The 25,958-nt window shown below is 72.4% G+C and carries 26 protein-coding genes and 1 pseudogene; 13 read left to right on the forward strand and 14 right to left on the reverse strand.

Translation table 11 applies throughout. The annotated features are described in order from the left end of the window. Positions 1-380: 380 nt before the first annotated feature. Positions 381-1,448: a class I SAM-dependent methyltransferase gene (locus tag ABZX40_RS35335; protein WP_355747324.1), complete on the reverse strand. Its 1,068-nt coding sequence runs from the start codon at positions 1,446-1,448 to the stop codon at positions 381-383. Next, the gene (locus ABZX40_RS35340; RefSeq protein WP_355747327.1) at positions 1,445-1,936 is read right to left on the reverse strand and encodes a hypothetical protein; all 492 of its coding nucleotides are present in this window, start codon (positions 1,934-1,936) and stop codon (positions 1,445-1,447) included. The genes ABZX40_RS35335 and ABZX40_RS35340 overlap by 4 nt, the downstream gene beginning before the upstream one ends. A 138-nt stretch (positions 1,937-2,074) precedes the next feature. Between ABZX40_RS35340 and ABZX40_RS35345 the strand changes: the two genes are divergently transcribed. The 4 genes from ABZX40_RS35345 to ABZX40_RS35360 all read left to right on the forward strand — a co-directional run bounded on the left by ABZX40_RS35345 (position 2,075) and on the right by ABZX40_RS35360 (position 5,638). Then, entirely contained in the window at positions 2,075-2,461 is a 387-nt protein-coding gene (locus ABZX40_RS35345; protein WP_355747330.1) for a TOBE domain-containing protein, read from the forward strand. A 203-nt stretch (positions 2,462-2,664) separates the two neighbouring features. After that, complete coding sequence (modA, locus tag ABZX40_RS35350; protein WP_355747332.1) at positions 2,665-3,507, forward strand: molybdate ABC transporter substrate-binding protein; 843 nt, start codon at positions 2,665-2,667, stop codon at positions 3,505-3,507. Between the two features lie 305 nt (positions 3,508-3,812). Continuing rightward, positions 3,813-4,571: a molybdate ABC transporter permease subunit gene (gene modB, locus ABZX40_RS35355; protein WP_355747448.1), complete on the forward strand. Its 759-nt coding sequence runs from the start codon at positions 3,813-3,815 to the stop codon at positions 4,569-4,571. Further along, entirely contained in the window at positions 4,568-5,638 is a 1,071-nt protein-coding gene (locus ABZX40_RS35360) for an ABC transporter ATP-binding protein (RefSeq protein WP_355747335.1), read from the forward strand. Before modB ends, ABZX40_RS35360 begins: the two co-directional genes overlap by 4 nt. 7 nt (positions 5,639-5,645) lie before the next feature. On the opposite strand, the gene ABZX40_RS35365 is transcribed toward ABZX40_RS35360, so the two are convergent. The 6 genes and pseudogenes from ABZX40_RS35365 to ABZX40_RS35390 all read right to left on the reverse strand — a co-directional run bounded on the left by ABZX40_RS35365 (position 5,646) and on the right by ABZX40_RS35390 (position 9,368). Beyond that, entirely contained in the window at positions 5,646-6,254 is a 609-nt protein-coding gene (locus ABZX40_RS35365; RefSeq protein WP_355747338.1) for a hypothetical protein, read from the reverse strand. Further along, on the reverse strand, positions 6,238-6,729 hold the full coding sequence (locus ABZX40_RS35370) for an RNA polymerase sigma factor (protein WP_355747341.1): 492 nt from the start codon (positions 6,727-6,729) through the stop codon (positions 6,238-6,240). Before ABZX40_RS35370 ends, ABZX40_RS35365 begins: the two co-directional genes overlap by 17 nt. 104 nt (positions 6,730-6,833) lie before the next feature. After that, positions 6,834-7,463 (reverse strand): class F sortase, encoded by a 630-nt coding sequence (locus tag ABZX40_RS35375; RefSeq protein ID WP_355747344.1) that lies wholly within the window; start codon positions 7,461-7,463, stop codon positions 6,834-6,836. Between the two features lie 29 nt (positions 7,464-7,492). Beyond that, positions 7,493-7,765 (reverse strand): annotated as a pseudogene (locus ABZX40_RS35380) (sortase-dependent protein); the annotation flags it as partial. Between the two features lie 168 nt (positions 7,766-7,933). After that, on the reverse strand, positions 7,934-8,479 hold the full coding sequence (locus tag ABZX40_RS35385) for a sigma-70 family RNA polymerase sigma factor (protein WP_355747451.1): 546 nt from the start codon (positions 8,477-8,479) through the stop codon (positions 7,934-7,936). 205 nt (positions 8,480-8,684) lie between these two features. Then, the gene (locus ABZX40_RS35390) at positions 8,685-9,368 is read right to left on the reverse strand and encodes a hypothetical protein (protein ID WP_355747347.1); all 684 of its coding nucleotides are present in this window, start codon (positions 9,366-9,368) and stop codon (positions 8,685-8,687) included. 419 nt (positions 9,369-9,787) lie between these two features. On the opposite strand from ABZX40_RS35390, the gene ABZX40_RS35395 reads away from it, so the two are divergent. Next, positions 9,788-10,288, forward strand: a complete 501-nt coding sequence (locus ABZX40_RS35395) for a hypothetical protein (RefSeq protein WP_355747350.1) — start codon at positions 9,788-9,790, stop codon at positions 10,286-10,288. Positions 10,289-10,394: 106 nt separating this feature from the next. After that, a complete protein-coding gene (locus tag ABZX40_RS35400) occupies positions 10,395-10,868 on the forward strand; it encodes a hypothetical protein (RefSeq protein ID WP_355747352.1) in 474 nt (157 codons plus the stop codon). A 76-nt stretch (positions 10,869-10,944) separates the two neighbouring features. Here the strand turns inward: ABZX40_RS35400 and ABZX40_RS35405 are convergent, their stop codons facing one another. The 5 genes from ABZX40_RS35405 to ABZX40_RS35425 form a co-directional block, all read right to left on the reverse strand. Then, a complete protein-coding gene (locus ABZX40_RS35405) occupies positions 10,945-12,396 on the reverse strand; it encodes a HAMP domain-containing sensor histidine kinase (RefSeq protein WP_355747355.1) in 1,452 nt (483 codons plus the stop codon). After that, the gene (locus ABZX40_RS35410; RefSeq protein WP_355747358.1) at positions 12,397-13,176 is read right to left on the reverse strand and encodes a response regulator transcription factor; all 780 of its coding nucleotides are present in this window, start codon (positions 13,174-13,176) and stop codon (positions 12,397-12,399) included. It lies immediately after the preceding gene. An 85-nt stretch (positions 13,177-13,261) separates the two neighbouring features. Beyond that, positions 13,262-13,957, reverse strand: a complete 696-nt coding sequence (locus tag ABZX40_RS35415; protein ID WP_355747360.1) for an FMN reductase — start codon at positions 13,955-13,957, stop codon at positions 13,262-13,264. Beyond that, the gene (locus ABZX40_RS35420; RefSeq protein WP_355747363.1) at positions 13,954-15,075 is read right to left on the reverse strand and encodes an LLM class flavin-dependent oxidoreductase; all 1,122 of its coding nucleotides are present in this window, start codon (positions 15,073-15,075) and stop codon (positions 13,954-13,956) included. The genes ABZX40_RS35415 and ABZX40_RS35420 overlap by 4 nt, the downstream gene beginning before the upstream one ends. A gap of 149 nt (positions 15,076-15,224) precedes the next feature. Further along, positions 15,225-15,740 (reverse strand): hypothetical protein, encoded by a 516-nt coding sequence (locus tag ABZX40_RS35425; RefSeq protein ID WP_355747366.1) that lies wholly within the window; start codon positions 15,738-15,740, stop codon positions 15,225-15,227. A gap of 216 nt (positions 15,741-15,956) precedes the next feature. Here ABZX40_RS35425 and ABZX40_RS35430 point away from each other — a divergent pair, with 216 nt between their 5' ends. From ABZX40_RS35430 to ABZX40_RS35450, 5 genes are all read left to right on the forward strand, one after another. Further along, a complete protein-coding gene (locus tag ABZX40_RS35430) occupies positions 15,957-16,721 on the forward strand; it encodes an SDR family oxidoreductase (RefSeq protein WP_355747368.1) in 765 nt (254 codons plus the stop codon). A gap of 174 nt (positions 16,722-16,895) precedes the next feature. Beyond that, positions 16,896-17,690 carry a hypothetical protein gene (locus ABZX40_RS35435; RefSeq protein WP_355747370.1) on the forward strand — a complete coding sequence of 265 codons (795 nt, stop codon included), beginning with the start codon at positions 16,896-16,898 and terminating at the stop codon, positions 17,688-17,690. Positions 17,691-18,020: 330 nt separating this feature from the next. Next, entirely contained in the window at positions 18,021-18,830 is an 810-nt protein-coding gene (locus tag ABZX40_RS35440) for a DUF3558 domain-containing protein (protein WP_355747373.1), read from the forward strand. Between the two features lie 143 nt (positions 18,831-18,973). Then, positions 18,974-19,837 carry a DUF3558 family protein gene (locus tag ABZX40_RS35445; protein ID WP_355747376.1) on the forward strand — a complete coding sequence of 288 codons (864 nt, stop codon included), beginning with the start codon at positions 18,974-18,976 and terminating at the stop codon, positions 19,835-19,837. Between the two features lie 119 nt (positions 19,838-19,956). After that, positions 19,957-21,279: a DUF2637 domain-containing protein gene (locus tag ABZX40_RS35450; RefSeq protein ID WP_355747379.1), complete on the forward strand. Its 1,323-nt coding sequence runs from the start codon at positions 19,957-19,959 to the stop codon at positions 21,277-21,279. Between the two features lie 87 nt (positions 21,280-21,366). On the opposite strand, the gene lysS is transcribed toward ABZX40_RS35450, so the two are convergent. Continuing rightward, complete coding sequence (lysS, locus tag ABZX40_RS35455; RefSeq protein WP_355747382.1) at positions 21,367-23,109, reverse strand: lysine--tRNA ligase; 1,743 nt, start codon at positions 23,107-23,109, stop codon at positions 21,367-21,369. 259 nt (positions 23,110-23,368) lie between these two features. Between lysS and argS the strand changes: the two genes are divergently transcribed. Both argS and ABZX40_RS35465 read left to right on the forward strand, forming a co-directional pair. Then, positions 23,369-25,141 (forward strand): arginine--tRNA ligase, encoded by a 1,773-nt coding sequence (gene argS / locus ABZX40_RS35460; protein ID WP_355747454.1) that lies wholly within the window; start codon positions 23,369-23,371, stop codon positions 25,139-25,141. A 155-nt stretch (positions 25,142-25,296) separates the two neighbouring features. After that, positions 25,297-25,941 carry an NAD(P)-binding domain-containing protein gene (locus tag ABZX40_RS35465; protein WP_355747385.1) on the forward strand — a complete coding sequence of 215 codons (645 nt, stop codon included), beginning with the start codon at positions 25,297-25,299 and terminating at the stop codon, positions 25,939-25,941. The last annotated feature ends 17 nt before the right edge of the window (positions 25,942-25,958 follow it).

Raw genomic sequence — 25,958 nt, forward strand, 5'->3', positions numbered from 1 at the left:
GTTGACTGCGGGCTCAGGGGTGGGGCGGGTCGGTTGCTGGCTGCGGGCGGTGGCCCGGCTTTGGGGGTGGTGCGGGTCGGTCACCGGCCGCAGGCGGGCGGCCGGATCTGGCGGTGGTGCGGATCGGTCGCTGGCTGCGGGCGGCGGCCCGGCCTAGGGGTGGTGCGGGTCGATCACTGGCTGCGGGCGGGCGGCCCGGCCGGGGGGGTGGTGCGGCTCGGTCGCTCGCCGCAGGCGGACGCGGCTCACGCGCTGTGCGGGCCGGGTCGGTCACCCACTGCGGACACCCACTGCGGACGGCCACCCGGCCCGGGACCTGGCCCGCCCGAGACCTGGCCCGGCCCGGGATCTGGCCCGGCCCAAGAACCCGGCCCGGCCGCTCACCCCACACGCACAGCCCGGCTCAAGAAGTGCTGCGGAGCGTCCTCGTAGTGGGCGGGACGCCACCCCGTGGCCTCCAGCGTCGGGTGCAGGTTGCCCCGCGCCAAGGGGTCGGCGGAGTCCAGGGCGCGGCCGTGGCGGGCGGCGCGCTCGGCGCGGCCGGAGGGGTGGAACAGCAGCAGCACCCCGCCGGGCCGGGTGACCCGGGCCCACTCGGCGAGCGCGGCGGCCGGGTCGGGTACGTGGTTGATCAGCCCGGCGCTGAAGACACCGTCCACCGCGCCCGGCGCCAGCGGCAGCCGGCAGGCGTCGGCCAGCAGCAGCCGGGCCAGTGCGCCCCGGCCCTCGCGGGCGGTCGCGGTGAGCATCGCCGGGGTGAGGTCGACGCCGAGGACCGCGCCCGCCGGGCCGACCTCGGCACGCAGCGCGGGCAGCGCACGGCCGCTGCCGCAGCCGACGTCCAGCGCCCGCTGCCCGCCGCGCAGGCCCATCCGGGCGACCGCCGCCGCGTAACGGGGCCCGTCGGCGGCGAACCGGGCCTCCCAGTCGGCGGCGCGCGGGGTGAAGAAGGCCCGGGTGGCGGTGAGGGCGGAACGCCGGGCGGCATGGTCGGCGAACCGGGCGAGGAGGGGAGCGGGGGCACCGGGGCCCGCGGGCAGGGGCGGCCAGACCCGGACGTCACCGGCCTCGCCCGACCCGGTCGTACCCTCCCTCAATCCCTCCCTCAACCCCGCCCCGGTCCCGCCCGGCGCCGCACGGTCCAGCAGCCGGGCGCCCAGGCCGACGCCGAGCACCGGCACCTCGGCGGTGAGCGCGGCCCGCAGCAGGGTCAACTCGGCCGATCCGCCCGGAAGTTCACGACCGCCGTCGCCGTACGTCCCGTCCGTCCCGTCCGTCAGTACCACCGCCACCACACCCTCCAGCGCGCCGGGTACGCCCTCCCCCGCCCATACCCGGCAGACCCGGACCCGTAGCCCGGCGTGTTCCAGGGCCTCGGTGGCGGGGTGGGGCGCGGGGTGCGGGGCGTGTTCGAGGAGCAGGGCGTCCGGGGGCGGGGCGGGGTTCACCAGGTGCCGTTCCCCGCGAGGTAGCCGCCGTCGACATGGACGGTGTCGATACCGCTGATGTGCCGGGCGCCGCAGCGGTCCTGGGGCAGCACCAGCTGGGGCCCGGCCCGGTCCAGGGCGTGGCCGTCGAGGGTGACGCCGAGCAGGACAGGGGCGCGGGCGAAGTCGGGGTCGATCTCGGCCCAGGTGAGCAGCGCGTGATGGCCGTCGGCGCCGCGCACCGCGATCAGGAAGCGCAGCCGGTCCTTGCGGCGGGCGGGGTCGAAGGCGGGGAGGGCGTCACTGAGCACCTCGTGCAGTAGCGGGCCGGTGAAGCGGTGGCGCTGGATGCCGCTGGTGGCGCACTCGAAGGCGACCTCGGCGCGGTGCTGGGGCCAGCCGAGCAGATCGGGCACGGTCAGCCGGGCCGGGCGGCCCAGATCGCCGGTGAGCGCGAGTTCGGCGAGCGGGCGGACGGCCGGACCGGTGGCTGCGAGGGACTGACTCACGGGCTATCACCTCCCGGTTGACGGTACCCGAACCGCCCGCCCGTACAAACGCACATGCGAGGCATATCGCAAAGTGATCAGGCTCATGCGATGTGACAGAAGACTTTTCCCTCGCAAGTGCGGCAGTATCATCGGCACATGCACACCTACCGGATCGGGACGGCCGCCGCCCTGCTGGGCGTCAGCGTGGACACCGTGCGGCGGCTGGTGGACGGCGGCAAACTCATCGCCGAACGCGATGAGTTGGGCCATCGGATCATCCCGGGGCCGGCGCTCGCCGCCTATGCGCGCGCCTCCCGGCAGGCGGAACGGGAGCCGACCGGCTCCTCGGCCCGCAACCGGCTGTCCGGCATCGTCACCGAGGTGATCCTCGGGGATGTGTCGGCACAGGTGGAGATCCAGGCCGGACCGTTCCGGGTGGTGGCGATGGTCAGCCGTGAGTCGGCGGAGGAGCTGTCGCTGGAGCCGGGCGTCCCGGCGGTAGCGGTGATCAAGTCGACCAATGTGGTCGTCGAGCGGTCTTAGGGCAGGCCGCTCACCAGGCAGGGAACCGAGCAGGGAAACAGGCAAGGAACCAGGCAAGGAACCAGGCAGGGAACCAGGGGCCCTCAAGGCTCCGCAGGCCCTGAGATCAGCCCTGAGATCAGCCCGAGATCAGGCCGTACGTCAGGTCGTAGACCTGCTGATGTGTCCTGTGTGTGCGCAGGACCAGAGGGAGTGGACCCGTGATGACCCGTACCGCGCGCCGGAGCCGGTGGACCTTGCAGTCGGCCGGCGCAGGCACCGCCGCCGCCCTGCTGATATTGACCGGGTGCAGCTCCGACGACTCGTCGTCGGCCTCGGACTCCTCCGCGTCACCGTCAGGCTCCGGCTCCGCCTCCGCCGCGCCGGAGCTCTCGGGCGAGGTCACGGTGTTCGCGGCGGCCTCGCTCCAGGACAGTTTCGAGGCGCTGGGCGAGCAGTTCGAGCAGGCCAACCCGGGCACCACGGTGACGTTCAGCTTCGGCGGCAGCGACGCCCTCGCGGCGAGCATCACCGGGGGCGCCCCGGCCGATGTGTTCGCCTCGGCCAGCCCCAGGACGATGCAGATCGTCACGGACGCCGGGGACGCCGAGGGCACCCCCGCCACCTTCGCCCGCAACCAGCTGGAGATCGCCACCCTGCCGGGCAACCCGGAGAACATCGACTCGCTGGAGGACCTCACCAACCCCGACCTCACGGTCGTGCTCTGCGACGAGGCCGTGCCCTGCGGGGCCGCCGCCCAGACCGCGCTGGACGAGGCCGGTCTGGAGCTGACTCCCGCCTCCTACGCCGAGGACGTCCGGTCGGCGCTGAACAGCGTGGTGCTCCAGGAGGCGGACGCGGCGGTCGTCTACCAGACCGATGTCCTGGCCGCGGGTGACGACGTGGAGGGCGTGGAGTTCCCCGAGGCGTCCGAGGCCATCAACGACTACCCGATCACCCTGCTCCGGGAGGCCCCCAACGCCTCCGCCGCCGAGGCGTTCATCGAGCTGGTGCGGTCCGCCGAGGGTCAGCAGGTGCTCACCGAGGCCGGGTTCCTCCAGCCGTGACGGACGACAGCCCCGAATCGCCCGGCCCACCGGGCACGACCGGCGCCGCGGACACCCTCACCGGGGGCCCGCGGCGCCGCCGCGTCCGGCGGATGGGACGGACCAAAGGGAGCGGAGCCGAAAAGACCGGAGCCGAAGGGACCGGAGCCGAAGGGACCGGCGCCGGAGGGAGCGGAGCCGGAGGGAGCGGAGCCGGAGGGAGCGGAGCCGGAGGGAGCGGAGCCAAGAAGACCGGAGCCAAAGGGACCGGAGCCAGACGGACCGCGCGGCGGCCCCGCCCGCTCGGCGGCGGTGTCCCCCTCGCCCTGCTCCTGCCCGCCCTGGTCTCCCTGGTCTTCCTCGTGCTGCCGCTGCTCGCGCTGGTGATCCGCGCCCCCTGGGGCAATATGCCGGAGCTGCTCAGCAGTACCGAGGTGTGGCAGGCGCTCCAGCTCTCGCTGATCTGCGCGACCCTGGCGACGCTGGTGTGCCTGGTGTTCGGGGTGCCGCTGGCCTGGCTGCTGGCCCGGGTCGAGTTCCCCGGCCGGGGCCTGGTCCGGGCCCTGGTGACCCTGCCGCTGGTGCTGCCGCCGGTCGTCGGCGGTGTCGCCCTGCTGATGGCGCTGGGACGCAACGGCGTGGTGGGCCGCTGGCTGGACGACTGGTTCGGGCTGACCCTCCCGTTCACCACCACCGGCGTGGTGATCGCGGAGGCGTTCGTGGCGATGCCGTTCCTGGTGATCAGCGTGGAGGGCACCCTGCGCGCCGCCGACCGGCGCTACGAGGAGGCCGCCACCACCCTGGGCGCCTCCCGCTTCACCGCGTTCCGCCGGGTCACCCTGCCGCTGATCGCCCCCGGTGTCGCCGCCGGGGCGGTGCTGGCCTGGGCGCGGGCGCTGGGCGAGTTCGGCGCCACCATCACCTTCGCCGGGAACTTCCCGGGCCGTACCCAGACCATGCCGCTGGCCGTCTATCTCGCCCTCCAGAACGACCCGGAGGCGGCCATCGCCCTCAGTCTGGTGCTGCTCGCCGTGTCCATCGCGGTCCTGGCCGGACTGCGCGACCGCTGGATGGCCCCGTCATGACCGACCACCCCACCCCTCCCGACCAGGGGCTGGACGCCCGGCTGATCGTCGAGCGCGGCACCTTCCGCCTCGATGTGACCCTGACCGCCCGCCCGGGGGACGTGGTCGCCCTGCTCGGCCCGAACGGCGCCGGCAAGACCACCGCCCTGCGCGCCCTCGCCGGGCTGGTCCCGCTCAGCGACGGCCATCTCCGACTGGACGGCCGGGCGCTGGACCGTACGCCGCCGGAGGCCCGCCCGGTCGGCGTGGTCTTCCAGGACTACCTGCTCTTCCCGCATCTCACCGCGCTGGACAATGTGGCGTTCGGCCCGCGCTGCCACGGCACCGGCAAGGCCGAGGCCCGCGCCCAGGCCGCCGAGTGGCTGGCCCGGATGGATCTCGCCGACCACGCGGGCAAGAAGCCGCGCAAGCTGTCCGGCGGGCAGGCCCAGCGGGTCGCGCTGGCCCGCGCCCTGGCCACCCGTCCCCGGCTGCTGCTGCTGGACGAGCCGCTGGCCGCGCTGGACGCCCGGACCCGGCTCGATGTCCGCGCCCAGCTCCGCGGCCATCTCGCCGACTTCGAGGCGGTCGCCGTCCTGGTCACCCACGATCCGCTGGACGCGATGGTCCTCGCCGACCAGTTGGTGGTCATCGAGGACGGCGGGATCGTCCAGCAGGGCGCCCCCGGCGACATCGCCCGCCGCCCGCGCACCGACTACATCGCGCATCTGGTCGGCCTCAACCTCTACCGGGGGAGTGCCGAGGGCCACACCGTCCGGCTCGACGACGGCGACGGGCCCGGGATCACCACCACGGAGGAGCTGACCGGCCCGGTCTTCGTGGCGTTCCCGCCGACCGCCGTCACCCTCCACCGCGACCGCCCGACCGGCGCCAGCGCCCGCAACCTCTGGCACTGCACGGTGGCCGGGATGGAGACCCACGGCAACCAGTTCCGGGCGGCGCTGACCGGCGAGCTGTCGGTCCTCGCCGATCTGACGACGGTCGCGGCGGCGGAGCTGGATCTGCGGCCCGGGGTCGAGGTGTGGGCGTCGGTGAAGGCGGCCCAGACCCACGCGTATCCGGCGTGAGCGGGGGTCAGCCGGGCTCCGGGGCGGTGGGTGTCGGGGTCGGCAGGCCCGAGGTCCGGTTCTGCGTCGGGGTCGGGACCGGCGTGCCCGCCGGGAGCACCGAGTCCGCGTCGGCGGGCACGGAGGGCGTGAAGGAGGCCGGGGTGGGGGTCACACCGGAACGGTCCGAGGGGTCCGAGGGGTCCGAGGGGTCCGAGGGGTCCGAGGGGTCCGAGGGGCCGGGGGGATCGGAGACGGAGGGCGTGGGCGCCGGTTCCGGTACGGAGGCGCTGGGCGAGGGACCGGGCGGAGCCAGCGGCACCGTCGGCTGCCGGGGACTGTCGGGGGCCGTGTGCTGGACGACGGGCAGCGCGATCAGCGCGGCGGCGGCACAGGCCAGCCCGGCGCCGACCGCGGTGCGCAGCAGCCGGCGCCGGGCGGCGGCCCGCCGGACGCTCTCGTAACGGCCGGGCGGCACGGCGAGCCGGTCCCCGGGGGCGGGTCGCAGGATCACGGCGAGCGGATCGTCACGACCGTCCGGACCACCCGGACCGCCCAGGTCACCGAGGTGGCCGGCGCCGCCGTGGCCGCCGGGCTCGGGGTCCGGCCCGGGGTCCGGGTCAAAGCGTGTGGTCAAGGCTTCTCCTCAGATGGACGCGGAGCAGTTCGCGGGCCGCGTGCAGATCGGCCTTGACGGTCCCTTCCTTGCGCCCGGTCAGCGCGGACACCTCCCGGATCGGCATGTCAGCGTAGTAGTGCAGCAGGATCGGCACCCGCAGTCGCTCCGGCAGCGACTGCACCAGCAGCCGTACGGAGGGGTCGGCCGGCTCGGCGTGCGGCCGGACCGCCACCTCATGACCGGCCCGGCGCACGGCCCGGCGCTCCCGCTCCAGCTTGCGCCAGTGGTCCCGGACCAGGTTCGCGGCGGTGACATAGACAAAGCCGCGGGGCTCCTCGACCTTGGTCCAGCGGGCCCACAGCCGGGTGAACGCCTCCGACGCGATCTCGTGCGCCGTCTCGTCGTCGTCCACCAGACGGCGGCACCAACCGGCCAGACGCGGATAGAGGACGGCGAACAGCTCGGACGCCGCGCTCTCACGGGACCGTTTCAACGTTCTCCAAGGTGGTGGGGGGTGTGCCGGGGTCTTCACCGGTCAAGAGGCGGGACCGGCGCCGGGCGTTCCCGCCGTCGGCGCCGGTCCCGCCCCGGCCGGTGTCAGGTGTCCCCGCTCAGCTCCGCGAAGACGATCACGTTGTCCCGGTACTCGTCGTCGCCGGTACGGGGCCCGCCGCAGGTGATCAGCCGCAGCTCGGGCCGGTCCACATCGCCGTACACCTCGTCCGTCGGGAAGTCGGCCTTGCGGACCGTGCGCAGGGAGGTGACGGTGAACTCGGCCTCGGTGCCGTCGCCGAGCCGGGCGCGGATGCCGTCGCCGCGGCGCAGCCGGCCGAGTTCGCGGAAGACACCGTCGCCGAACTCGCCGACCGTGACATGGCCGAGGATGACGGAGGGCCCGAGGCGGCCCGGCACCGGGGAGTGCTCGTACCAGCCGGCCCGGTCGTGCTCGGTGACCGGCGGTTCCTCCACGGTTCCGTCGGGATCCAGCCCGAGCCGGATGACCGGGGTGTCGACCGCGATCGCCGGGATGGTCAGCCGGACGGGGGCCGGGGCGTCGGCGGCGCCCTCCGGGTTCGCCGAACCGGCACCGTCGCCCGCCGCCTTGTCGGCCCCGGCGTCCCCGCCGCCCTCGCCGTCCCCACCGCCACCGCACCCGGTGAGCAGCGTGGCCGTGGTGGCGGTGGCCGCGAGCGCGAACGCCCGCCGGGACAGCAGCGCCGAGGTCATGCCCGGGAGCCCGGACCGTCCCCGGCCGGCACACCGGTGTCGGGGGCGCCGCTGGGCACGACGCTGACCTGGCCGCCGGGCGCCTCGGTGGGGGTGGCGCTGCCGGGTTCGGTGGGCGCCACGGTGGGGGTGGCGGCCTCGCCGGGACGGCTGGGGCTGGGCTCGGGGGACGGGGCGTCGCGCGGCGGGACCGAGACGCTCGGGGTGGGGGTGGGGGTCGGGTCGGTGGCGAAGGCGGGGGCGGTGCCCACGAAGACGGCGGTGCACAGCAGTGCCGCGGCGGTGAGAAGGGTTCGGCGCATCGGGCTCTTCGCTCTCTTTCGTCAGGTTCTTCGGACCGTCCGGTGGGGTGCGGACGGATCGAGCGGAGAGACGAGCCGGAAACGGAACGGGTTGTAAAGAACTGGCAAAGCCGTGGAAGGGAGGAGAGGGGGGAGGGGAGGGACGGGGTCGCCCCTCCCCTCAGGCCCTCACGCCGCCTGGTCCAGCTGGGCCGTCAGGGTGGCGCGGGCGCGGGCCACCCGGGACCGGACCGTGCCGACCGGGCAGTCACTGACCTCGGCGGCCTCCGCGTAGGGCAGTCCGAGGAGCTGGGTGAGGACGAACGCCTCCCGGCGCTCGGCCGGCAGCGCGGCCACCAGGTCGAGCAGCGCGACCCCGTCGTCGAAGCCGGGCAGCCCGCGCGGCTGGGCGAGTTCCACGGCGAGCTGCCAGTCGGCGGTGTCCGACGGCCGGGGCCGGGCGGCGGCGTACCGGTAGCTGTCGATCACGGCCCGCCGGGCGATGGAGAGCAGCCAGGCTCGGGCCGAGGAGCGTCCCTCGAACCGGTGCAGACTGCCGAGCGCGCGCAGAAAGGTGTCCTGGGCGAGATCGTCGACGGCCTGCGGATCGGCGCACAGATGGGCGACGTAGCGCAGCACATCGCGGTGCAGCGCGCGGACGAACCGTTCGACGGCGAGCGCGTCACCGCCGCGGGCAGCGAGCGCGAGAGCGGTCGTGACGTCGTCGAGGTCCATCTGCGCGGTTCTTTCCCGGACGGGCGGGGCGGAGGTGATCACCAGTCGTTCCTTCGGGGTGGACCGGGCGCCGGGCCGCCCCGGGCGCGTGGGCGCGGGCGGTCCGGTGCTGCGGTGAACAGGCGGGGGAGCCGTGGGGCCGGATCGGGCCCACGGCGGTGACCCGGGGCGGCGCGGACGGCGGCCCCGGGCGAACCGGCTGTCGTCAGACGACAGCGGTCCCCACGGGCGGTCCCCTGGAGGTGATCGCGTGGACGAGCAGCAGCGAGCACGCGGCGTCACCGGTGTCGCGGCGCCGGGCCGGAGCGGACGGCGGCGCGTCCGTGAGCGGCACCGGCCCGAACAGCAGCCGCAGCGGTGCGGCGAGCCGTCCGGCGACGGTCCGCAGGATGCGGAAGGCCGCCCGCTCCCCGAAGGCCAGCCACAACCCGCTGAGCAGGGCGGCGAGCAGGTGCGCGGCATACATGCCGAGGGAGGAGGAGCCCTCGACGGCGGCGTGCCCGAGGTGCTCCATGTGATCCATCGACCCCATCGAAGCGGACCCCATCGAAGCCGACCCCATGGTGGCGTGACCCATGACGGGGGCGGTGCCCGCACCGGCTCCGCCGACTCCGCCCGCTCCGCCCGCTCCCGTGGCGGACTGCGCCAGGGAGAAGCCGGAGTGCAGCAAGGTCTGGGTGAGGACGGCGACGGTCACCACGAGCCCGGGTCCGCGCTCCCGTCCGGCCAGGCACCAGCCGGCGGCGCCGGTCGCGGCCAGTGCGGCGGCGAGGGTCCAGCCCGGGACCCGGCTGCCGGACATCATCACGTGCCCCAGGGCGGCGAGCAGCACACAGACGGCCGCGAACAACGCGGCCCGTATCGTGCGCGAACACCACCCTGCGGTCATGGCGCCTCATCCTCGCATCCGCGTCCGGGCGGCTGCGTCCGAGCATCCGCTCCGAGCTCCTGCCGCCGGAGCGGACCCAGTACGGTCCCGAGTACGGTCCTGAATACGGACGGCACCCTTCCGGCGCTCGATTCCACGCACGTGATCCACAACACGTCTGCCCACTGGGGCGGTTGCGGAATCCCCTCCACCGGAAAAAGGTCTAGACCGACCACGAGGACCGACCCGAGAGACAACCACCCGGAGCCCGACCCCGAGAAACAACCGCCCGGAGCCCGGCCCCGAGAGACAACTGCCTGGAGCCCAACCCCGAGAGACAACCACCGGAGCCCGGCCGTCCGCAGGACCGGACCGCTAGCCTCTGCCGGAACGCCTCTGCCGGGACAGGGGCGGGAGCCTCGGCGGGAGAGGGCGGGATCATGACCACCACCACGATCGCGATCACCGGGCACATCCATCTCACCGAGGCGAGCGTCCCGCTCGTCCGGGACGCCCTGCGCACCGCCCTCGCCCCCTTCGCGGACGGCGGGCTGACCGGGGTGTCCTGCCTGGCCATGGGCGCGGACTCGCTCTTCGCCGACGCGGTACTGGACCTCGGGGGGCGACTGGTCGCGATCGTGCCCTCGCGCGACTACCGGGAGCGGGTGGTCGGTCCCGGCCACGCCGGGACCTTCGACCGGCTCGCGGCGGCGGCCGGTGAACTCCTCGTCCTCCCGCACCCGGAGGCCGGCCCCGCGGCCTACGCCGACGCCAACCGCGCCATGCTCGCCCGCGCCGACCGGCTGTTCGCCGTCTGGGACGGCCGTACCGCGCCCGGCACCGGCGGCGGCACCGCGGACGCCGTACGGGTGGCGCGCGAGGCCGGACTGCCGGTCGAGGTGGTGTGGCCGGAAGGCGCCGCGCGGCGGACGGCGTCGTAGCCTCCCCGGGCCCCCGCTCGTTGGCCAGGCGGCACGGGGCGCCGGGCCGGAACGAGCCGTCCGCCCCGCCGGTTGTCCGACGGTCGACCTGGTCGAGAGGCGCACGATGAGCGAGCTGGACGTTCCCCCGACGACAACGACGGCATCCCTGCGGTCGTCCCCGCGCGAGTGGGCCTACGCGGCCCCGGCAGCCGGTCTGCGCCCCGGGGGCCACGCCCTGCTGCACGGCCGCCCCGCCCGGATCGTCACGGTCTCGGTCGACCGGGAGACCGTCCGCCTCACCGGCGTCGACGTCTTCACCCGGGCGCCCCTGGAGGCCCGTTGCCCCGTGGCCGCGGACGTGGCGGTCCCCGTCGTCACCCGCACCCAGTATCTGCTGCGGGACATCACCGGCGGCCGGCTCTCCCTGCTGGTGGAGACCACGGGCGAGACCCGGGAGGAGATCCCGCTGCCGGACGCCCCGCTGGGCACGGACATCGCCACCGCCTTCGCGACGGGCACACCGCTGTACGTCACGGTCACGGCGGCGATGGGGCGGGAGGCGGCATCGGGCTACCGGGCACGGGAGCCACGACCGTAGCCCCCTTCGAAACGCGAGACGGGAGCCCCCTTCGAGACGCACGGCCGGAGCCCCCTTCAGGAACGCCGAACCCCCCTCAACCAGCCCCCCAAGCCTCCCCGTCCTCGTCCCCCTCCTCCCCCTCGCCGCCCCCGCCCACCGTGAACCCGACCACCGACCCCCCGCCCTTCCTCCGGTGGGCGAACGGGGCGCCGCCATGGGCCAGCGCCACCTCGCGGACGATGGACAGCCCGAGCCCCGACCCCGGCAGCGCCCGTGCGTCGGCGGCCCGGAAGAACCGGTCGAAGACGCGGACCAGATCGGCGTCCGCGACCCCCGGCCCCCGGTCCAGCACCTCCACCCGGACCATCCCCGGCCGGGCCGGACCGGCGACGACGATCTCGATCGGCTCGCTGCCGCCCCGGTCGAACTTGGCCGCGTTCTCCACCAGATTGGTCAGCGCCCGGGTCAGCAACTGCGGACGCCCCACGGTCGAGGTGTCCCCGGCGGCCCGCAGCACGATCCGGCGCCCGGTACGGCGGCGGGCGGCACCGGCCACCTCCTCCGCGAGGCCGGCGAGGTCGACGCGGCGCGGGGGCTCGGTGTCGGACTGCCCGGCGGCCAGGTCCACCAGCTCGTTCACCAGATCGGTCAGCTCCCGCGCCTCGTCGCCGAGGTCGGCGACCAGTTCCTCCCGGGTCGCCGGGGGCAGCTCGTCCATCCGGCGCAGCAGGGAGATGTTGGTCCGCAGCGAGGTGAGCGGGGTGCGCAGTTCGTGCCCGGCGTCCTGGACCAGCCGCCGCTGGTCCTCCTCGGACTGGGCGAGGCGGCCCAGCATCCGGTCGAAGGCCCGGCCCAGCCGCCCCACCTCGTCGCTCCCGGCGACGGGGACGTCGATACCGAGCCGCCGGGTGCGGGCCACCGCCTCAGCGGCCGAGGTGAGCACCACCAGCCGCCGGGTGATCCGCCGGGCCAGCCACCAGCCGAACAGCCCGGCACCGGCCACCACCGCCGCCATCAGCAGCAGGATGCGCTGCTGGAGGGTCCGCAGCAGATCCTCGGTGTCGCTGAACTCCTGCGCCACCTGCACCGCGCCCCGCCCGTCGCCCAGCGCGACGGTGGCGATCCGGTAGACGTCGTCCCCGACGTCGATGTCCTTGTGCACGACGAGCTGACCGGCACGGGCCGCCGCCGCGATCTTCCGGTCGCTGTCGGTCACCGGCAGCCCGGGGTTGCCCTTGTCGACGACCCGGCCGTCCGCGCCCAGCACCTGCACATCGGTACGGGCCGGGCGGACCAGGTCGTGGCCGGGCGCGGAGGAGGAGAAGTCCCGTGGGGACATCCGCCGATCGCGGATCTCGCCCTGGAGGTCCTGGACCACCTCGTTGAAGATCGACTCCTTGTCCACCCGCAGCAGCTTGGCGGCGGAGTTGTAGGAGAGGATGCCGACCAGGACCGTGACGGCCGCCGCGACCAGCGCGAACGACACGGCGAGCGTGGTCCGCAGGGAGAGCAGCCGGGTCAGCCGCCCGGTGCGGCCGAGGCCCACTCAGTCCTCCCGCAGCACATAACCCACCCCGCGGACCGTGTGGATCAGCTGCGGGGCGCCGGGCTCGTCCAGCTTGCGGCGGAGATAGCCGACATAGACGGCGAGGTTCTTGGAGCCGGGACCGAAGTCGTAGCCCCAGATGCGGTCGTAGATGGTGGAGTGGTCGAGGACGATCCCCTCGTTGCGCAGCAGCAGCTCCAGCAGCTCGAACTCGGTGCGGGTCAGCTCCAGCTCCCGCCCGCCGCGCCAGACCCGGCGGGCCTCGGGGTCCATCCGCAGCCCGGCCGCGACGAGCTGACGGGCGACGACGGGGGAGGGCTCGGGGACCGGGTCGGGGGCGGGCGCCCGATCGAGGGCGGGGATGGCGGGGGCAGCAGGGTCCCCCTTGCCCGCCGCTGGGGGACCGTCCCCGTCCCCGGTGCGGCGCAGCAGCGCACGAAGGCGGGCGAAGACCTCCTCGACGTCGAACGGCTTGACGACGTAGTCGTCCGCGCCCGCGTCCAGGCCCGCGATCCGGTCCTGGGTCTCCACCAGCGCGGTCAGCATCAGGATGGGGGTGCGGTCGCCCTCGGCGCGCAGCACCCGGCAGACCTGGAGGCCGTCGATGCCGGGCATCATCACATCGAGGACGAGGATGTCCGGCGGGGTGCGGTGGGCGCTGGCCAGCGCTTCGACCCCGTCGGCGACCGCGGTCACCCGGTAGCCCTCCAGAGTGAGGGCACGCTCCAGGGCGTGCCGGATCGCGCGATCGTCTTCGGCGAGCAGCAGAGTCGGGGCCACGGACCCAGTGTGGCAAAACCCCGGGGGCGCACATGGTGTCCTGCGCCCCCGGTGGTGCCTTCTTACTGGCCTCTCACCCCGCCCCTCAGCCCTGCCGGAGCGCGGCGAGCCGCTGCTCGAACGGCACCACCGCCTCGAACGCCGCGTCACTCAACGCGGCCGGGCTCCGCTCCGGCGACCGCCCGGCAACGACCCGGGGCCCGACGACGGACACCGACCCTGCGCCGCCAACAGCCGCACCCTTCGCCCCCAGCTGCGCCCCCATCTGCGCACTCATCAGCGCCGCCAGCTCGCCCGCACCCCGCTCGATCCGCTCCTCCAGCCCCTCCGCGCCCCAGTCCTCCGAGGCCGCGTAGACCCCGGTCGGCACGACGGCGGCCCGCAGATAGGAGAAGAGCGGGCGCAGCGCGTGATCCAGCACCAGGGAGTGGCGGGCGGTGCCCCCGGTCGCGGCGATCAGCACCGGCTTGCCGTCCAGCGCGTCCTTGTCCAGCACATCGAAGAACGACTTGAACAGCCCGCTGTACGAGGCCGTGAACACCGGGGTGACCACGATCAGCCCGTCCGCGCCGGTGACCGCGTCCAGCGCGTCGGCCAGCCGGGGCCCGGGGAAACCGCTGGTGAAGTTGTGCGCGATCTCCACGGCCAGCTCACGCAGCTCCACCACCCGCACCTCGGCCCCGCCGTGCGCGGCCCGCCCGGTGGCGGCGGCGAGCCGGTCGGCCAGCAGCCGGGTGGACGAGGGCACACTCAGCCCCGCCGAGACGACGACCAGCTTCATACGCCACTCACCTCCTTGTCCTTGTCCTTGTCAGCGGCCTTGTCAGCGACCTGGGCGGCCAGCAGCGAAGAGTGCGTCGGGGCCTCGGGAGCCTCCGCGGACCGCCCGATGGCGAACTCCTTGCGCAGCACCGGCACGACCTCCTCGCCGAGCAGATCGAGCTGCTCCAGGACGGTCTTCAGCGGCAGCCCGGCGTGGTCCAGCAGGAACAGCTGGCGCTGGTAGTCCCCGGCGTACTCGCGGAAGCCCAGGGTCTTCTCGATCACCTGCTGCGGGCTGCCCACGGTCAGCGGGGTCTGCTCGGTGAAGTCCTCCAGCGAGGGCCCGTGCCCGTAGACCGGCGCGTTGTCGAAGTAGGGCCGGAACTCACGCACCGCGTCCTGCGCGTTCTTCCGCATGAACACCTGCCCGCCGAGCCCGACGATCGCCTGCTCCGGCGTGCCGTGCCCGTAGTGCGCGTACCGGCGCCGGTACAGCTCGACCATCCGCCGGGTGTGGTCGGCCGGCCAGAAGATGTTGTTGTGGAAGAAGCCGTCACCGTAGTAGGCGGCCTGCTCGGCGATCTCCGGCGACCGGATCGACCCGTGCCAGACGAACGGCGGCACACCGTCCAGCGGCCGGGGCGTGGAGGTGAACCCCTGCAACGGCGTACGGAACTTGCCCTCCCAGTCGACGACGTCCTCGCGCCACAGCCGGCGCAGCAGCGCGTAGTTCTCGACGGCGAGATTGATGCCCTCGCGGATGTCCTGCCCGAACCAGGGATAGACCGGCCCGGTGTTCCCGCGCCCCATCATCAGATCCACCCGCCCGTCGGCCAGGTGCTGGAGCATCGCGTAGTCCTCGGCGATCTTCACCGGGTCATTGGTGGTGATCAGCGTCGTGGACGTCGACAGGATCAGCCGCTCGGTGCGGGCGGCGATGTGGCCGAGCATGGTCGTCGGCGAGGACGGCACGAACGGCGGGTTGTGGTGCTCACCCATGGCGAACACGTCCAGGCCCACTTCCTCGGCCTTGAGCGCGATGGCGACCATGGCCTTGATCCGCTCGCGCTCGGTCGGCGTCCGTCCCGTCGTCGGGTCCGGAGTGACATCCCCGACGCTGAAGATCCCGAACTGCATGGCCGCTCACCCTCCAGGTTGTTTACGCTTCAACTATACCCGGAGAACGAAGGGCCTCCCGCCGCTATTCCCACCTGACGGAACAGACCGGCGGCCGACGCGAATCAGAAGCAACCAAAAGCAGGTGAATCAGGAGTAATCATGATTAATCAGAAGTAATAGGTATCCCCGGTGTCGAGGACCAGCACCCGCTGGCGGTCGTTCTCCCGATTGCGGTCGACGGCCCCGCCGCCCCACACCGTGTCGAACTCCACCAGCACCTCGGTCGGCGCCTCCCGCAGCCGTACCCGCAGCTCCACCGGCCGCCCCACCTCACCGGCGGTGAGCGCGCCGGTACGGCACAGCACCACCCGCTCCCCCGACCGGGCACACCCCACCGGCAGCTCCTGCCGGTCCGCCAGCGCCGCCGACCACCGCAGCCGTACGGTCGCGTCGGACACCTCGGCGGGCCCGTGATTGCGCGGCACGAACCGCAGATCCACCCGCCCCGCGCTCATCAGCGCGTCCCCGTGATAGGCGAGATCGGCCTCGGGCTGCCCGGCATCGACGGCGACCCCGGCATCGGCGGCGACCCCGGTACCGGCGGCCCCCGGCACGAGCACCCCCACCGCGAGCACCCACCCACCCAGCACAAGCTTCCAGCCGACCGGACAACGAGAACCCACGAGAACCACCCGCCACTATCTGTAGCCGTCCACGACCACTCCAAAAACTCACATCCCCCCACATATCCCCCAAACCCCACCCCACCACTCGCCGTCCAACAGGTGATCCCACCCCGACCCGCCCCCCACCCCCATGCAAAGCTGCCCCCGCAGCTCACCCCCCCTGACACCCCCTGACATCCCCTCCCATCCCCTCCCACCCCTAGGAGACCCCCCATGCCCCCCTCCCGCATCGCGATCGTCACCGGCGCGAGCAGCGGCATCGGCGCGGCCACGGCCCGGCAGCTCGCGGCGGCCGGCTACCGCGTCGTCCTGACCGCCCGCCGCAAGGACCGCATCGACGCGCTGGCGGAGGAGATCAGGGCATCGGGCGGCCAGGCCACCTCGTACCCCCTGGATGTCACCGACCGGGCCGCGGTGGACGAGTTCGCGACCGCCTTCCAGTCGATCGCCGTCCTGGTGAACAACGCGGGCGGCGCGCTGGGCCTGGACCCGGTGGAGAGCGGCGACCCCGAGGACTGGCGCCGGATGTACGAGACGAACGTCCTCGGCACCCTCCACCTCACCCAGGCCCTCCTCCCCAGGCTGGAGGCGAGCGGCGACGGCACGGTGGTCGTCGTCTCCTCGACCGCGGCGCTGGCCACCTACGAGGGCGGCGCGGGCTATGCCGCCGCCAAGCACGGCGCCCACGTCCTCGCCGAGACCCTCCGCCTGGAGATCGTCGGCCGCCCGGTCCGGGTGATCGAGATCGCACCCGGCCTGGTGAAGACGGACGAGTTCGCCCTGACCCGCTTCGCCGGCGACGAGACCCGCGCGGCCAAGGTCTACGAGGGAGTCCCGGCCCCCCTCACCGCCGACGACGTCGCCGACACCATCACCTGGGCGATCACCCGCCCCAGCCACGTCAACATCGACCTCCTGGTGGTCCGCCCGAGGGCCCAGGCATCGAACACGAAGCTGCACCGGGAGAAGCCCGAGTAGCCCGAACGGGTGAGGATCTCCGATCACCCGAACGACCGCCGAACCGGCGATCTAGGCTCGCGCCACCCCAACAAAAGACGGCCCCCGGCCGGGCGGCAACCCGACCGAGGGCCTGACCAGCAAGGAAGGAACCACTTCCGCATGGCTGACTGCGAGCCTAATCCCCTGAGGTTCATGGACCTGACAGTCCCCGAGTACGCGTACATGTTCGGGTTCTTGCAGGCGGACGGGCATCTGCAACGCGGGCCAGGACAGAAGGGCAAGCTGACCGCCGAGGTCAACGCCCGGGACATCGACCTGCTGCGCCAGTTCCAGAAGCTGACGCCGTACTACAGCAGCGTCACCGAGCGAACCCGGTCCACGAACTTCGCCGAGTGCCACCGCTCGGCCACGTGGAGCCTGTGCTCCCTGGAAGCGCGGACGAAGATCAACGAACTGGGGCTGCCCTACGGCCGCAAGTCCGAGAAGGTCGCCCCACCCCGCGGTGAGTTCTCAACCCGGGACTATGTGCGAGGCGTCATCGACGCGGACGGCTCCCTTGGGCACACCAAGCCGGGCCTCCCCTTCATCGGGCTGTCGACGAAGAGCACGGCGATCGGCGAGTTCGTGACCTCCTACGCCTTCGATCTCACGGGGGCCCACCGAACCCTGAGGCGCAACAACCGCGACGGCATATACAACATCCTGTACGTGACCGAGAACGCCCAGCGGCTGGCGGCCGATCTCTACTACCCGGGTTGCCTGTCACTGCAACGGAAGCAGGCAGCCGCGGACTCCTTGGCGTCCTGGGTCCGTTCACCGGGCACCAAGCCCAGGCCGCCACGCATCCAGTGGACTGCCGACATGGACCGTGTCCTCCTCGCGGCACCCACCATCGCCGATGCGGCTGCGACACTCGGCTACTCCACGAGCCCCTGCCAGAACCGTCGCTGGAAACTGCTCAACGGAGTGGTCGCTCTGCCCTACTGACAGCACAGGGCTGGGCGCGGCCCACCAGATCGCGCCCAGCACCTACCTCGTCACGCAGATGAACTGCACCAGCTCCGCCATTGCTTCCACCTGCATGGCGACATACAACACATCCGTCCGACAGGATGACAAAGGGATCAAGAAGACGCACATCGCAAAACCGGCGCCAAGGTCTAGGAAAGGGACAACGGACCGGCGTCCACGGCTCGGCGTGCGATACACATGGTGCCCGGTGACCACCCCCGCGCAGCAAGCGATTAACCAGCGGGGACACTGGAGTCCCGGCCCCGCGTCCGCCGGGCCGAAACCCCCGTCGAGAGGAGCCTGACCGTGCAGCGGAAGGCGTACGTACCCGGCGTCGCCGCCCTCCTCGCCGCCCTGCTGGCCGGCTGCACCGGCGGCTCCGGCGAGACCGGCGAGACCGACAACTCCAACCCCGGCGAGGCCGGTACGGCGACCACCGCCGCCGAGCCCGGCCGCTACCGCACCCTGCCCGAGCCCTGCGGCGTGGTCGGCGAGGACACCCTCGACTCCCTGCTGCCGGGCGTCCGGGAGATGCCGGACGAGGCGCAGCGCGAGCGGGCGTACGAGGGCGAGGCGACGCTCACCTACGACACGGACCGCAAGGTCGGCTGCCGCTGGAAGGTCGAGTCGGCCACCGCGACGGACCATCTCCTGGTCGATTTCGAGCGCGTGGTGTCATACGACACCGCGGTGAGCGACGCGACCCAGGCGGAGCAGTTGTTCGCCGCCAGACGCGACGCCGCGGACCTCCCGGAACCGTCCCCGCCCCCCTCGACCCCCACATCCCCCTCCCCTTCCACCACCACATCCCCCTCCGCACCCTCCTCTTCTTCCTCTTCCTCCCCCACCCCCTCCGCCACCTCCTCCCCCACCGGTCTCCAGCCGCGCACGCTCGACGGTCTCGGTGACGAGTCGTTCCTCGACGACGCCCTCAGCGAGTCGGGTTCGACGGCGCAGCAGCGCACGGTGACTGTGGCGTTCCGCACGTCGAATGTGATCGTGACGATCGAGTACGCGGAGCAACCCGGCACGGTCGGTACGGTCCCCGACAGCAAGGAAATGCAGGACAAGGCGCGGAATCTCGCCGCACGACTGGCGGATTCACTGTCCGGCTGACGACATGTGACTCGTTCCACACCCTTGCCCGTGAAGCGGGCGAACCCGGCTCACCCGGGTTCTTCACCGCGTACCGTGGCCCCTCGGACCCCGATCCGATGGCAGAAAGCACGTACGTCATGAGTGAAGGAACCACGCAGCCCATGCAGCAACGAGCACAGCGAGCCGACCAGTACGCCCCCCGGCGCAGGAGCAGGGTGCTGCTCGGGGCGGCGGCCGTTCCCGTGATGCTGCTGGCGGCGGCCTGCTCCTCCGGCTCGGACGGCGACGGCGACAGCGGCGGCGACGACGCGAAGAAGGCGTCGGAGAGCGCGGCGGCGTCCGCGAGCCCCTCCCCCACCGTGCAGGCGGCGGCGTACCGGCAGTTGCCGGAGGTGTGCGCCGTGCTGCCGAAGAAGACGCTGGAGGATCTGGTGCCGGAGGGCACCAAGGGCAAGGAGGGTTCGTCGGGCGACACGACGACCCGGGCGAGCTGCTCCTGGAGCAGCCTGGACAACAACGGTGTGGACGGCTCCCAGTTCCGCTGGCTGAATGTGTCGCTGCTGCGCTTCGAGTCGGATGCCACCCGCGGCGCGGGTGACGAACTGGCCCAGGAGTACTACGAGAAGCAGGTCACGGACACCAAGGCGGTGGACGGCGCCAAGAACGTGAAGTCGGAGGCCCTGTCGGGCACCGGCCAGACGGCGACGGCGGTGCGCTACGACCTGAAGAAGTCCGAGGGCGACTTCAAGCAGCAGACGGTGATCGCCCGGGTCGAGAACGTGGTGGTGACCCTCGACTACAACGGCGCCGGTCTGGCGGGCGAGAAGACCCCGGACGCGGACGACTTGATGAAGGACGCGAAGGCGGCGGCGAAAGCGGCGGTCGAGTCGGTGACGAAGGCGAATGCGGAGGGTTCGACCCCGTCGGACTCCGCATCCGGCTCCGCATCCGGCTCCGGCTCCGGCTCCGCTTCCGAGAAGTCCTCTTCCTCCCCGTCCGCCGGTTCCTCGGCGGCGAAGAGCTGACGTCGGTGTAGTCACGGACCGGAGACCGGCCCCCCGTCCCTCGCTCACATGTGCCACTCTGTTGGCCGCGCGCAAGCGCACGCGCACGCGCAACAACACGCAGTGGGAGGGGAGTACGGGTGGCCGCGCCACTTCAGCTGACACGGACGCACCGCGTTCTCATCGGTCTGGTCGTCTTCGGTGCCGTGATCATCGCGGCGATCGGTTTCGCGGGTTCCTACGCGGCGGTCCGTGAACTGGCCCTGGACAAGGGGTTCGGGAACTTCAGCTATGTCTTCCCGATAGGGATCGACGCGGGTATCTGCGTCCTGCTGGCACTGGATCTCCTGCTCACCTGGATCCGCATCCCCTTCCCCCTGCTGCGTCAGACGGCCTGGCTGCTGACGATCGCGACGATCGCCTTCAACGGCGCGGCGGCCTGGCCGGACCCGCTGGGCGTGGGGATGCACGGGGTGATCCCCATCCTGTTCGTGGTCTCCGTCGAGGCGGCCCGGCACGCGATCGGCCGGATCGCGGACATCACGGCCGACAAGCACATGGAGGGCGTCCGCCTCACCCGCTGGCTGCTCTCCCCGGTCCCCACGTTCCTCCTCTGGCGCCGGATGAAGCTCTGGGAGCTGCGCTCCTACGACCAGGTGATCAAGCTGGAGCAGGAGCGCCTGGTGTACCGGGCCCGCCTGCGCTCCCGCTACGGCCGCGCCTGGCGCCGCAAGGCCCCGGTCGAATCCCTGATGCCCCTGCGCCTGGCGAAGTACGGCGTCCCCCTGGCGGACACGGCCCCCGCGGGCCTGGCGGCGGCAGGCATAGAACCGGCGCTGATCCCCCCGCCCCCACCGGCCATGGAACTCCCTCCCGCGACCCTCCACCCCACCCCAGCCACAGGCAGCCTTCACACTGACGTAGCGGCGGGCAATCGTGCCGCTGGGGCGGCACTGGTGGGCGCAGCGGCACCTCATAGCGAGCAGCGCCCCGAACCAGCCCTTGACCCCCAGAGCCCCTGGTTCAACGCCCCCCAACAGGTCGATTACCAGGGCGCCTACGACCCCACCTACGACCCGGTCGAGCAGTACGCCGACTGGTACGCGGAGCAGCAGCGCTACGAGGAGCAGGCGTCCCAGTTCGAGGAACCCCCGCTGGACCCGCTGGACCCACCCCCCTCCCCGGAGGACACCGGCACGTTCCCGATCCCGGTGAGCCCCGGCCGTACCCGGGAACTGGGCGAGGGCGGCGGCACCCCACCCGTCGATCCCACGGAGGAGGACCTGTACCAGGTCTTCAAGCAGCCGATCAGCGGCGGCGGCGGCTATCCGACACCCCGGGAGTTCAGCAACGACGTGGAGGCCACGTTCGGCGAACCGCTCCCGGACGCGGAGGCCAAGCGGATGGTGCTGCGCTTCCAGAAACGCCATATGGCGGACCTGGAAGACGAGCACATCGCCTGAGCTGAGCGAAACCGCAGAACGGGGCGCCCAGCGCGACCCCGCGCCGAACGCCCCGTAGCGAAAGCCCCGTAGCGAATCCGAGAACCCCTACTCCCCCAAAAGCCCCCGCACCCGCTCCTGCCCCACCGCAAGCAGCAGCGTGGGCAGCCGGGGCCCGGTGTCCCGCCCGACCAGCAGGTGGTACAGCAGGGCGAAGAACGACCGCTGGGCGGTCTTGATCTCGGCCGGCAGTTCCTTGGGCGTGGCGTCGGCGGAGAACCCGGCCTGGACCTTGGGGACGCCGTACACGAGATGGGTGAGTCCGTCGAGGGACCAGTGACCGGCGAGCCCGTCGAGCAGAAGCCGCAGGGATTCCCGGCCCTGGTCGTCGAGGGACTTGAGCAGCTCGGTGTCGGGCTGCTCGCGGACGATGGTGCGCTGGTCGGCGGGGACCTGGGTGTTGATCCAGGCTTCGGCCCGGTCGAACCGGGGCCGGACCTCGTCCAGGGAGGCGAGCGGCTGCTCGGGGTCCAGCTCGGAGAGGATCCGCAGGGCCTGGTCGGCGTGCCCCGCGGTGATGTCGGCGACGGAGGCGAGGGTCCGGTACGGCATCGGGCGGGGGGTGCGGGGCAGCAGCCCCCCGGCGGTGCCGACGGCTCGCGCGTGGGCGGCGACATCGCCGGGCAGCGCGGCCCCCTCGCTCACCTTCGCGTCCAGCTTGTCCCACTCGTCGTAGAGCCGCTGGATCTCCTGGTCGAAGGCGATCTTGAAGGACTGGTTGGGGCGGCGGCGGGCGTAGAGCCAGCGCAGCAGCTGCGGCTCCATGATCTTCAGCGCGTCGGCGGGCGTGGGTACGCCCCCGCGCGAGGACGACATCTTCGCCATGCCGGAGATCCCGACGAAGGCGTACATCGGCCCGATGGGCTGCTTGCCGCCGAAGATGCCGACGATCTGCCCGCCGACCTGGAAGCTGGACCCGGGCGAGGAGTGGTCGACGCCGCTCGGCTCGAAGACGACGCCCTCGTAGGCCCAGCGCATGGGCCAGTCGACCTTCCAGACCAGCTTGCCCCGGTTGAACTCGTTGAGCCGGACGGTCTCGGAGAAGCCGCAGGCGCCGCAGGAGTAGGTCAGCTCGGTGGTGTCGTCGTCGTAGGAGGTGACGGTGGTGAGGTCCTTGCCGCAGTTGCCGCAGTAGGGCTTGTACGGGAAGTAGCCGGAGGAACCGGAGGAGCCGTCGTCCTCGGCGGCGGCGCCGGAGCCCTCGGCGGCCTCCAGCTCGGCCTCGTCGACGGGCTTCTGCGACTGCTTGGCGCCGGCCTTCGGCTTGGTGCGGTACTGGTCGAGGATGGCGTCGATGTCGGCGCGGTGGCGCATGGCGTGCAGGATCTGCTCGCGGTAGACGCCGGAGGTGTACTGGGCGGTCTGGCTGATGCCGTCGAACTCGACGCCCAGCTCGGCGAGCGCCTCGACCATGGTGGCCTTGAAGTGCTCGGCCCAGTTCGGATGGGCGGAGCCGTGGGGGGCGGGGACGGAGGTGAGGGGCTTGCCGATGTGCTCGGCCCAGCTCTCGTCGACGCCGGTGACTCCGGCGGGCACCTTGCGGTACCGGTCGTAGTCGTCCCAGGAGATCAAATGGCGTACCTGGTGTCCCCGGCGCCGGATCTCGTCGGCGACCAGGTGCGGGGTCATGACCTCGCGGAGATTGCCCAGGTGGATGGGCCCGGAGGGGGAGAGCCCCGATGCGACGACGACCGGTTTGCCCGGGGCCCGGCGCTCCGACTCCTCGATGACCTCATCCGCGAAACGGGAGACCCAGTCGGTGGTCTCGGTGCTCTGAGCCACGATCGGCACGTCCTTCTTTCTCCAGAAGCAGCCAGGTACGGACACCGGCCGACCCCACCATCCTCCCAGCAACCCCGCAATCGGCGAAAACCCCTTTTCACAGCGCCCCAGCCGCGCAGCACTCACAGCGGCGCAGCCGCATGTGAAGGGGCGCGGGGAACTGCGCGACCAGCCCCCACCGGCCCGCAGCGCCCGAGAAAACCCCTACACCCCCCATGAAATACTGACCGTGTCTAACAATCCCATCGAGGAGAACGGCACCCACCCCATGGCCCCGGTCACGTCCCTCAGCGACGCAGTCGAACAGCACCTGTCCTCCGCCCTCACGGCCACCCTCCCGGAAACCGTCGGAGACGTCCTGCTGCGACGGAGCGACCGAGCCGACTTCCAGGCCAACGGCATCCTCGCCCTGGCCAAGAAAAACAAGCGCAACCCCCGCGAACTGGCGACGGACGTCGTCGCCCAGGTCACCACCGGCGAGCTGATCCAGGACATCGAGGTCTCCGGCCCCGGCTTCCTGAACATCACCGTCACGGACACCGCGATCACCCGCAACCTCGCGGAGCGCTACGCCGACGACACGGGCCGTCTCGGCATCCCCACGGCCCCCCACCCCGGCACCACGGTCATCGACTACGCCCAGCCGAACGTGGCGAAGGAGATGCACGTCGGGCATCTGCGCTCCGCGGTGATCGGCGACGCCGTGGTGCAGTTGCTGGAGTTCACCGGAGAGTCGGTGGTCCGGCGTCATCACATCGGCGACTGGGGCACCCAGTTCGGCATGCTGATCCAGTATCTGGACGAGCACCCGCACGAGCTGGACCACCGGACCACCGGGGACGGCGAGGTCACCGGCGAAGAGGCGATGTCCGGTCTGGACCGGCTCTACAAGGCCGCGCGCAGGCTGTTCGACGCGGACGACGAATTCAAGACGCGGGCCCGGCGCCGGGTGGTGGACCTCCAGGCGGGCGACGAGCGCACGCTCGCGATGTGGCAGAAGTTCGTGGACGAGTCGAAGATCTACTTCTTCTCGGTCTTCGAGAAGCTGGACATGGAGGTCCGGGACCCGGACATCGTCGGCGAGTCCGGCTACAACGACATGCTCGCGGAGACCTGCCGCCTCCTGGAGGAGTCGGGGGTCGCGGTCCGCTCCGAGGGCGCCCTCTGTGTCTTCTTCGACGACGTCAAGGGCCCGGACGGCAAGCCGGTCCCACTGATCGTGCAGAAGTCGGACGGCGGCTACGGCTACGCGGCGACCGATCTGTCCGCGATCCGTGACCGGGTGTTCCACCTCAAGGCGGACACCCTGCTGTATGTCGTGGACGCCCGTCAGTCGCTGCACTTCCGGATGGTCTTCGAGACCGCCCGCCGGGCCGGCTGGCTGAACGACGATGTCACCGCGCACCAGCTGGCCTTCGGCACGGTCCTCGGCAAGGACGGCAAGCCGTTCAAGACCCGTGAGGGCGAGACCGTACGGCTGGTGGATCTGCTGGACGAGGCGATCGAGCGGGCGTCGGCGGTGGTCCGGGAGAAGGCGCAGGACCTCTCCGAGGAGGAGATCGCGGAGCGCGGGGCGCAGGTCGGCATCGGTGCGGTGAAGTACGCGGACCTGTCGACGTCGGCGAGCCGGGACTACAAGTTCGACCTGGACCAGATGGTGTCACTGCACGGGGACACCTCGGTGTACCTCCAGTACGCGTACGCCCGGATCCGGTCGATCCTGCGCCGGGCCGGTGGGACCCACCCCGTGGCGGCCCATCCGGAGCTGGCGCTGCAGCCGGCGGAGCGGGCGCTCGGCCTGCATGTCGACGCGTTCGGGGAGACCGTGGCGGAGGCGGCGGGCGAGTACGCGCCGCACAAGCTGGCGGCGTATCTGTACCAGCTCGCGTCGCTCTACACGACCTTCTACGACAAGTGCCCGGTGCTGAAGGCCGAGACGCCGGAGCAGGTGGAGAACCGGCTGTTCCTGTGCGATCTGACGGCCCGTACGCTCCACCGGGGCATGGCACTGCTGGGCATCCGCACACCGGAACGCCTCTGACGGGGACGGAACCAACCCCATCGGCGGGACCGGCGGGCCCGGCCGAATCAGCCGTACGCGGGCCAAAAGGCTGAGGCCAGGGCCGGGGGACGTAGGTCCCGGCTGGTCCCCCGGCCCGATGCCGCCACCCGGGGCGCGCACCTAGCGTCCCGGGTATGCGAACCACATCGACTCCCGTACGTATCGGTTTCCTCGGCACCGGCAATGTGGCCCGTGCCCTCGCGCCCGCCTGGATCGCGGCCGGGCACGACGTCCTGCTGGGCTCACGCGACCCGGGCAACCGCAAGGCCGCGCTGGACGGTCTGCCCGTGGCGTCCGTCGCGGAGGCGGCGGCCCATGGCGAGGTCCTGGTGAACGTCACCCCGGGGACCGGGTCCGTCGCGCTGCTCGACGGCATCGGCGCGGACGCCCTGTCCGGCAAGGTCCTGATGGACATCGCCGTGGGGTTCACCCCCGAGGGGGCCCTCTCCCATCTCCACGAGTCGCTGGGCGAGGCGATCCAGCGGACGTTCCCGCAGCTCAGGGTGGTGAAGGCGTTCACCACGGTGGACGCGGTGGTGATGGCGGACCCGGCGGTCCTGTCCGGCCCCAGCACACAGTTCCTGTCCGGCGACGACCCGGAGGCCAAACGGATCGTCTCGGGTCTGATGACCGACCTCGGCTGGCCCGAGGACGCGCTGATGGACCTCGGCGGCATCGGGGCGGCGGCCGGTCAGGAGCATGTGGCGTATCTGTTCATCGGGATCGCCGAGGCACTCGGCACCCACCACTTCGGCCTGCGGGTCGTCCCCGCGAAGTAGCGCACCGGTACGACGGC

It is taken from the genome of Streptomyces sp. NPDC004610, from assembly GCF_040609715.1.
GTDB lineage: Bacteria > Actinomycetota > Actinomycetes > Streptomycetales > Streptomycetaceae > Streptomyces.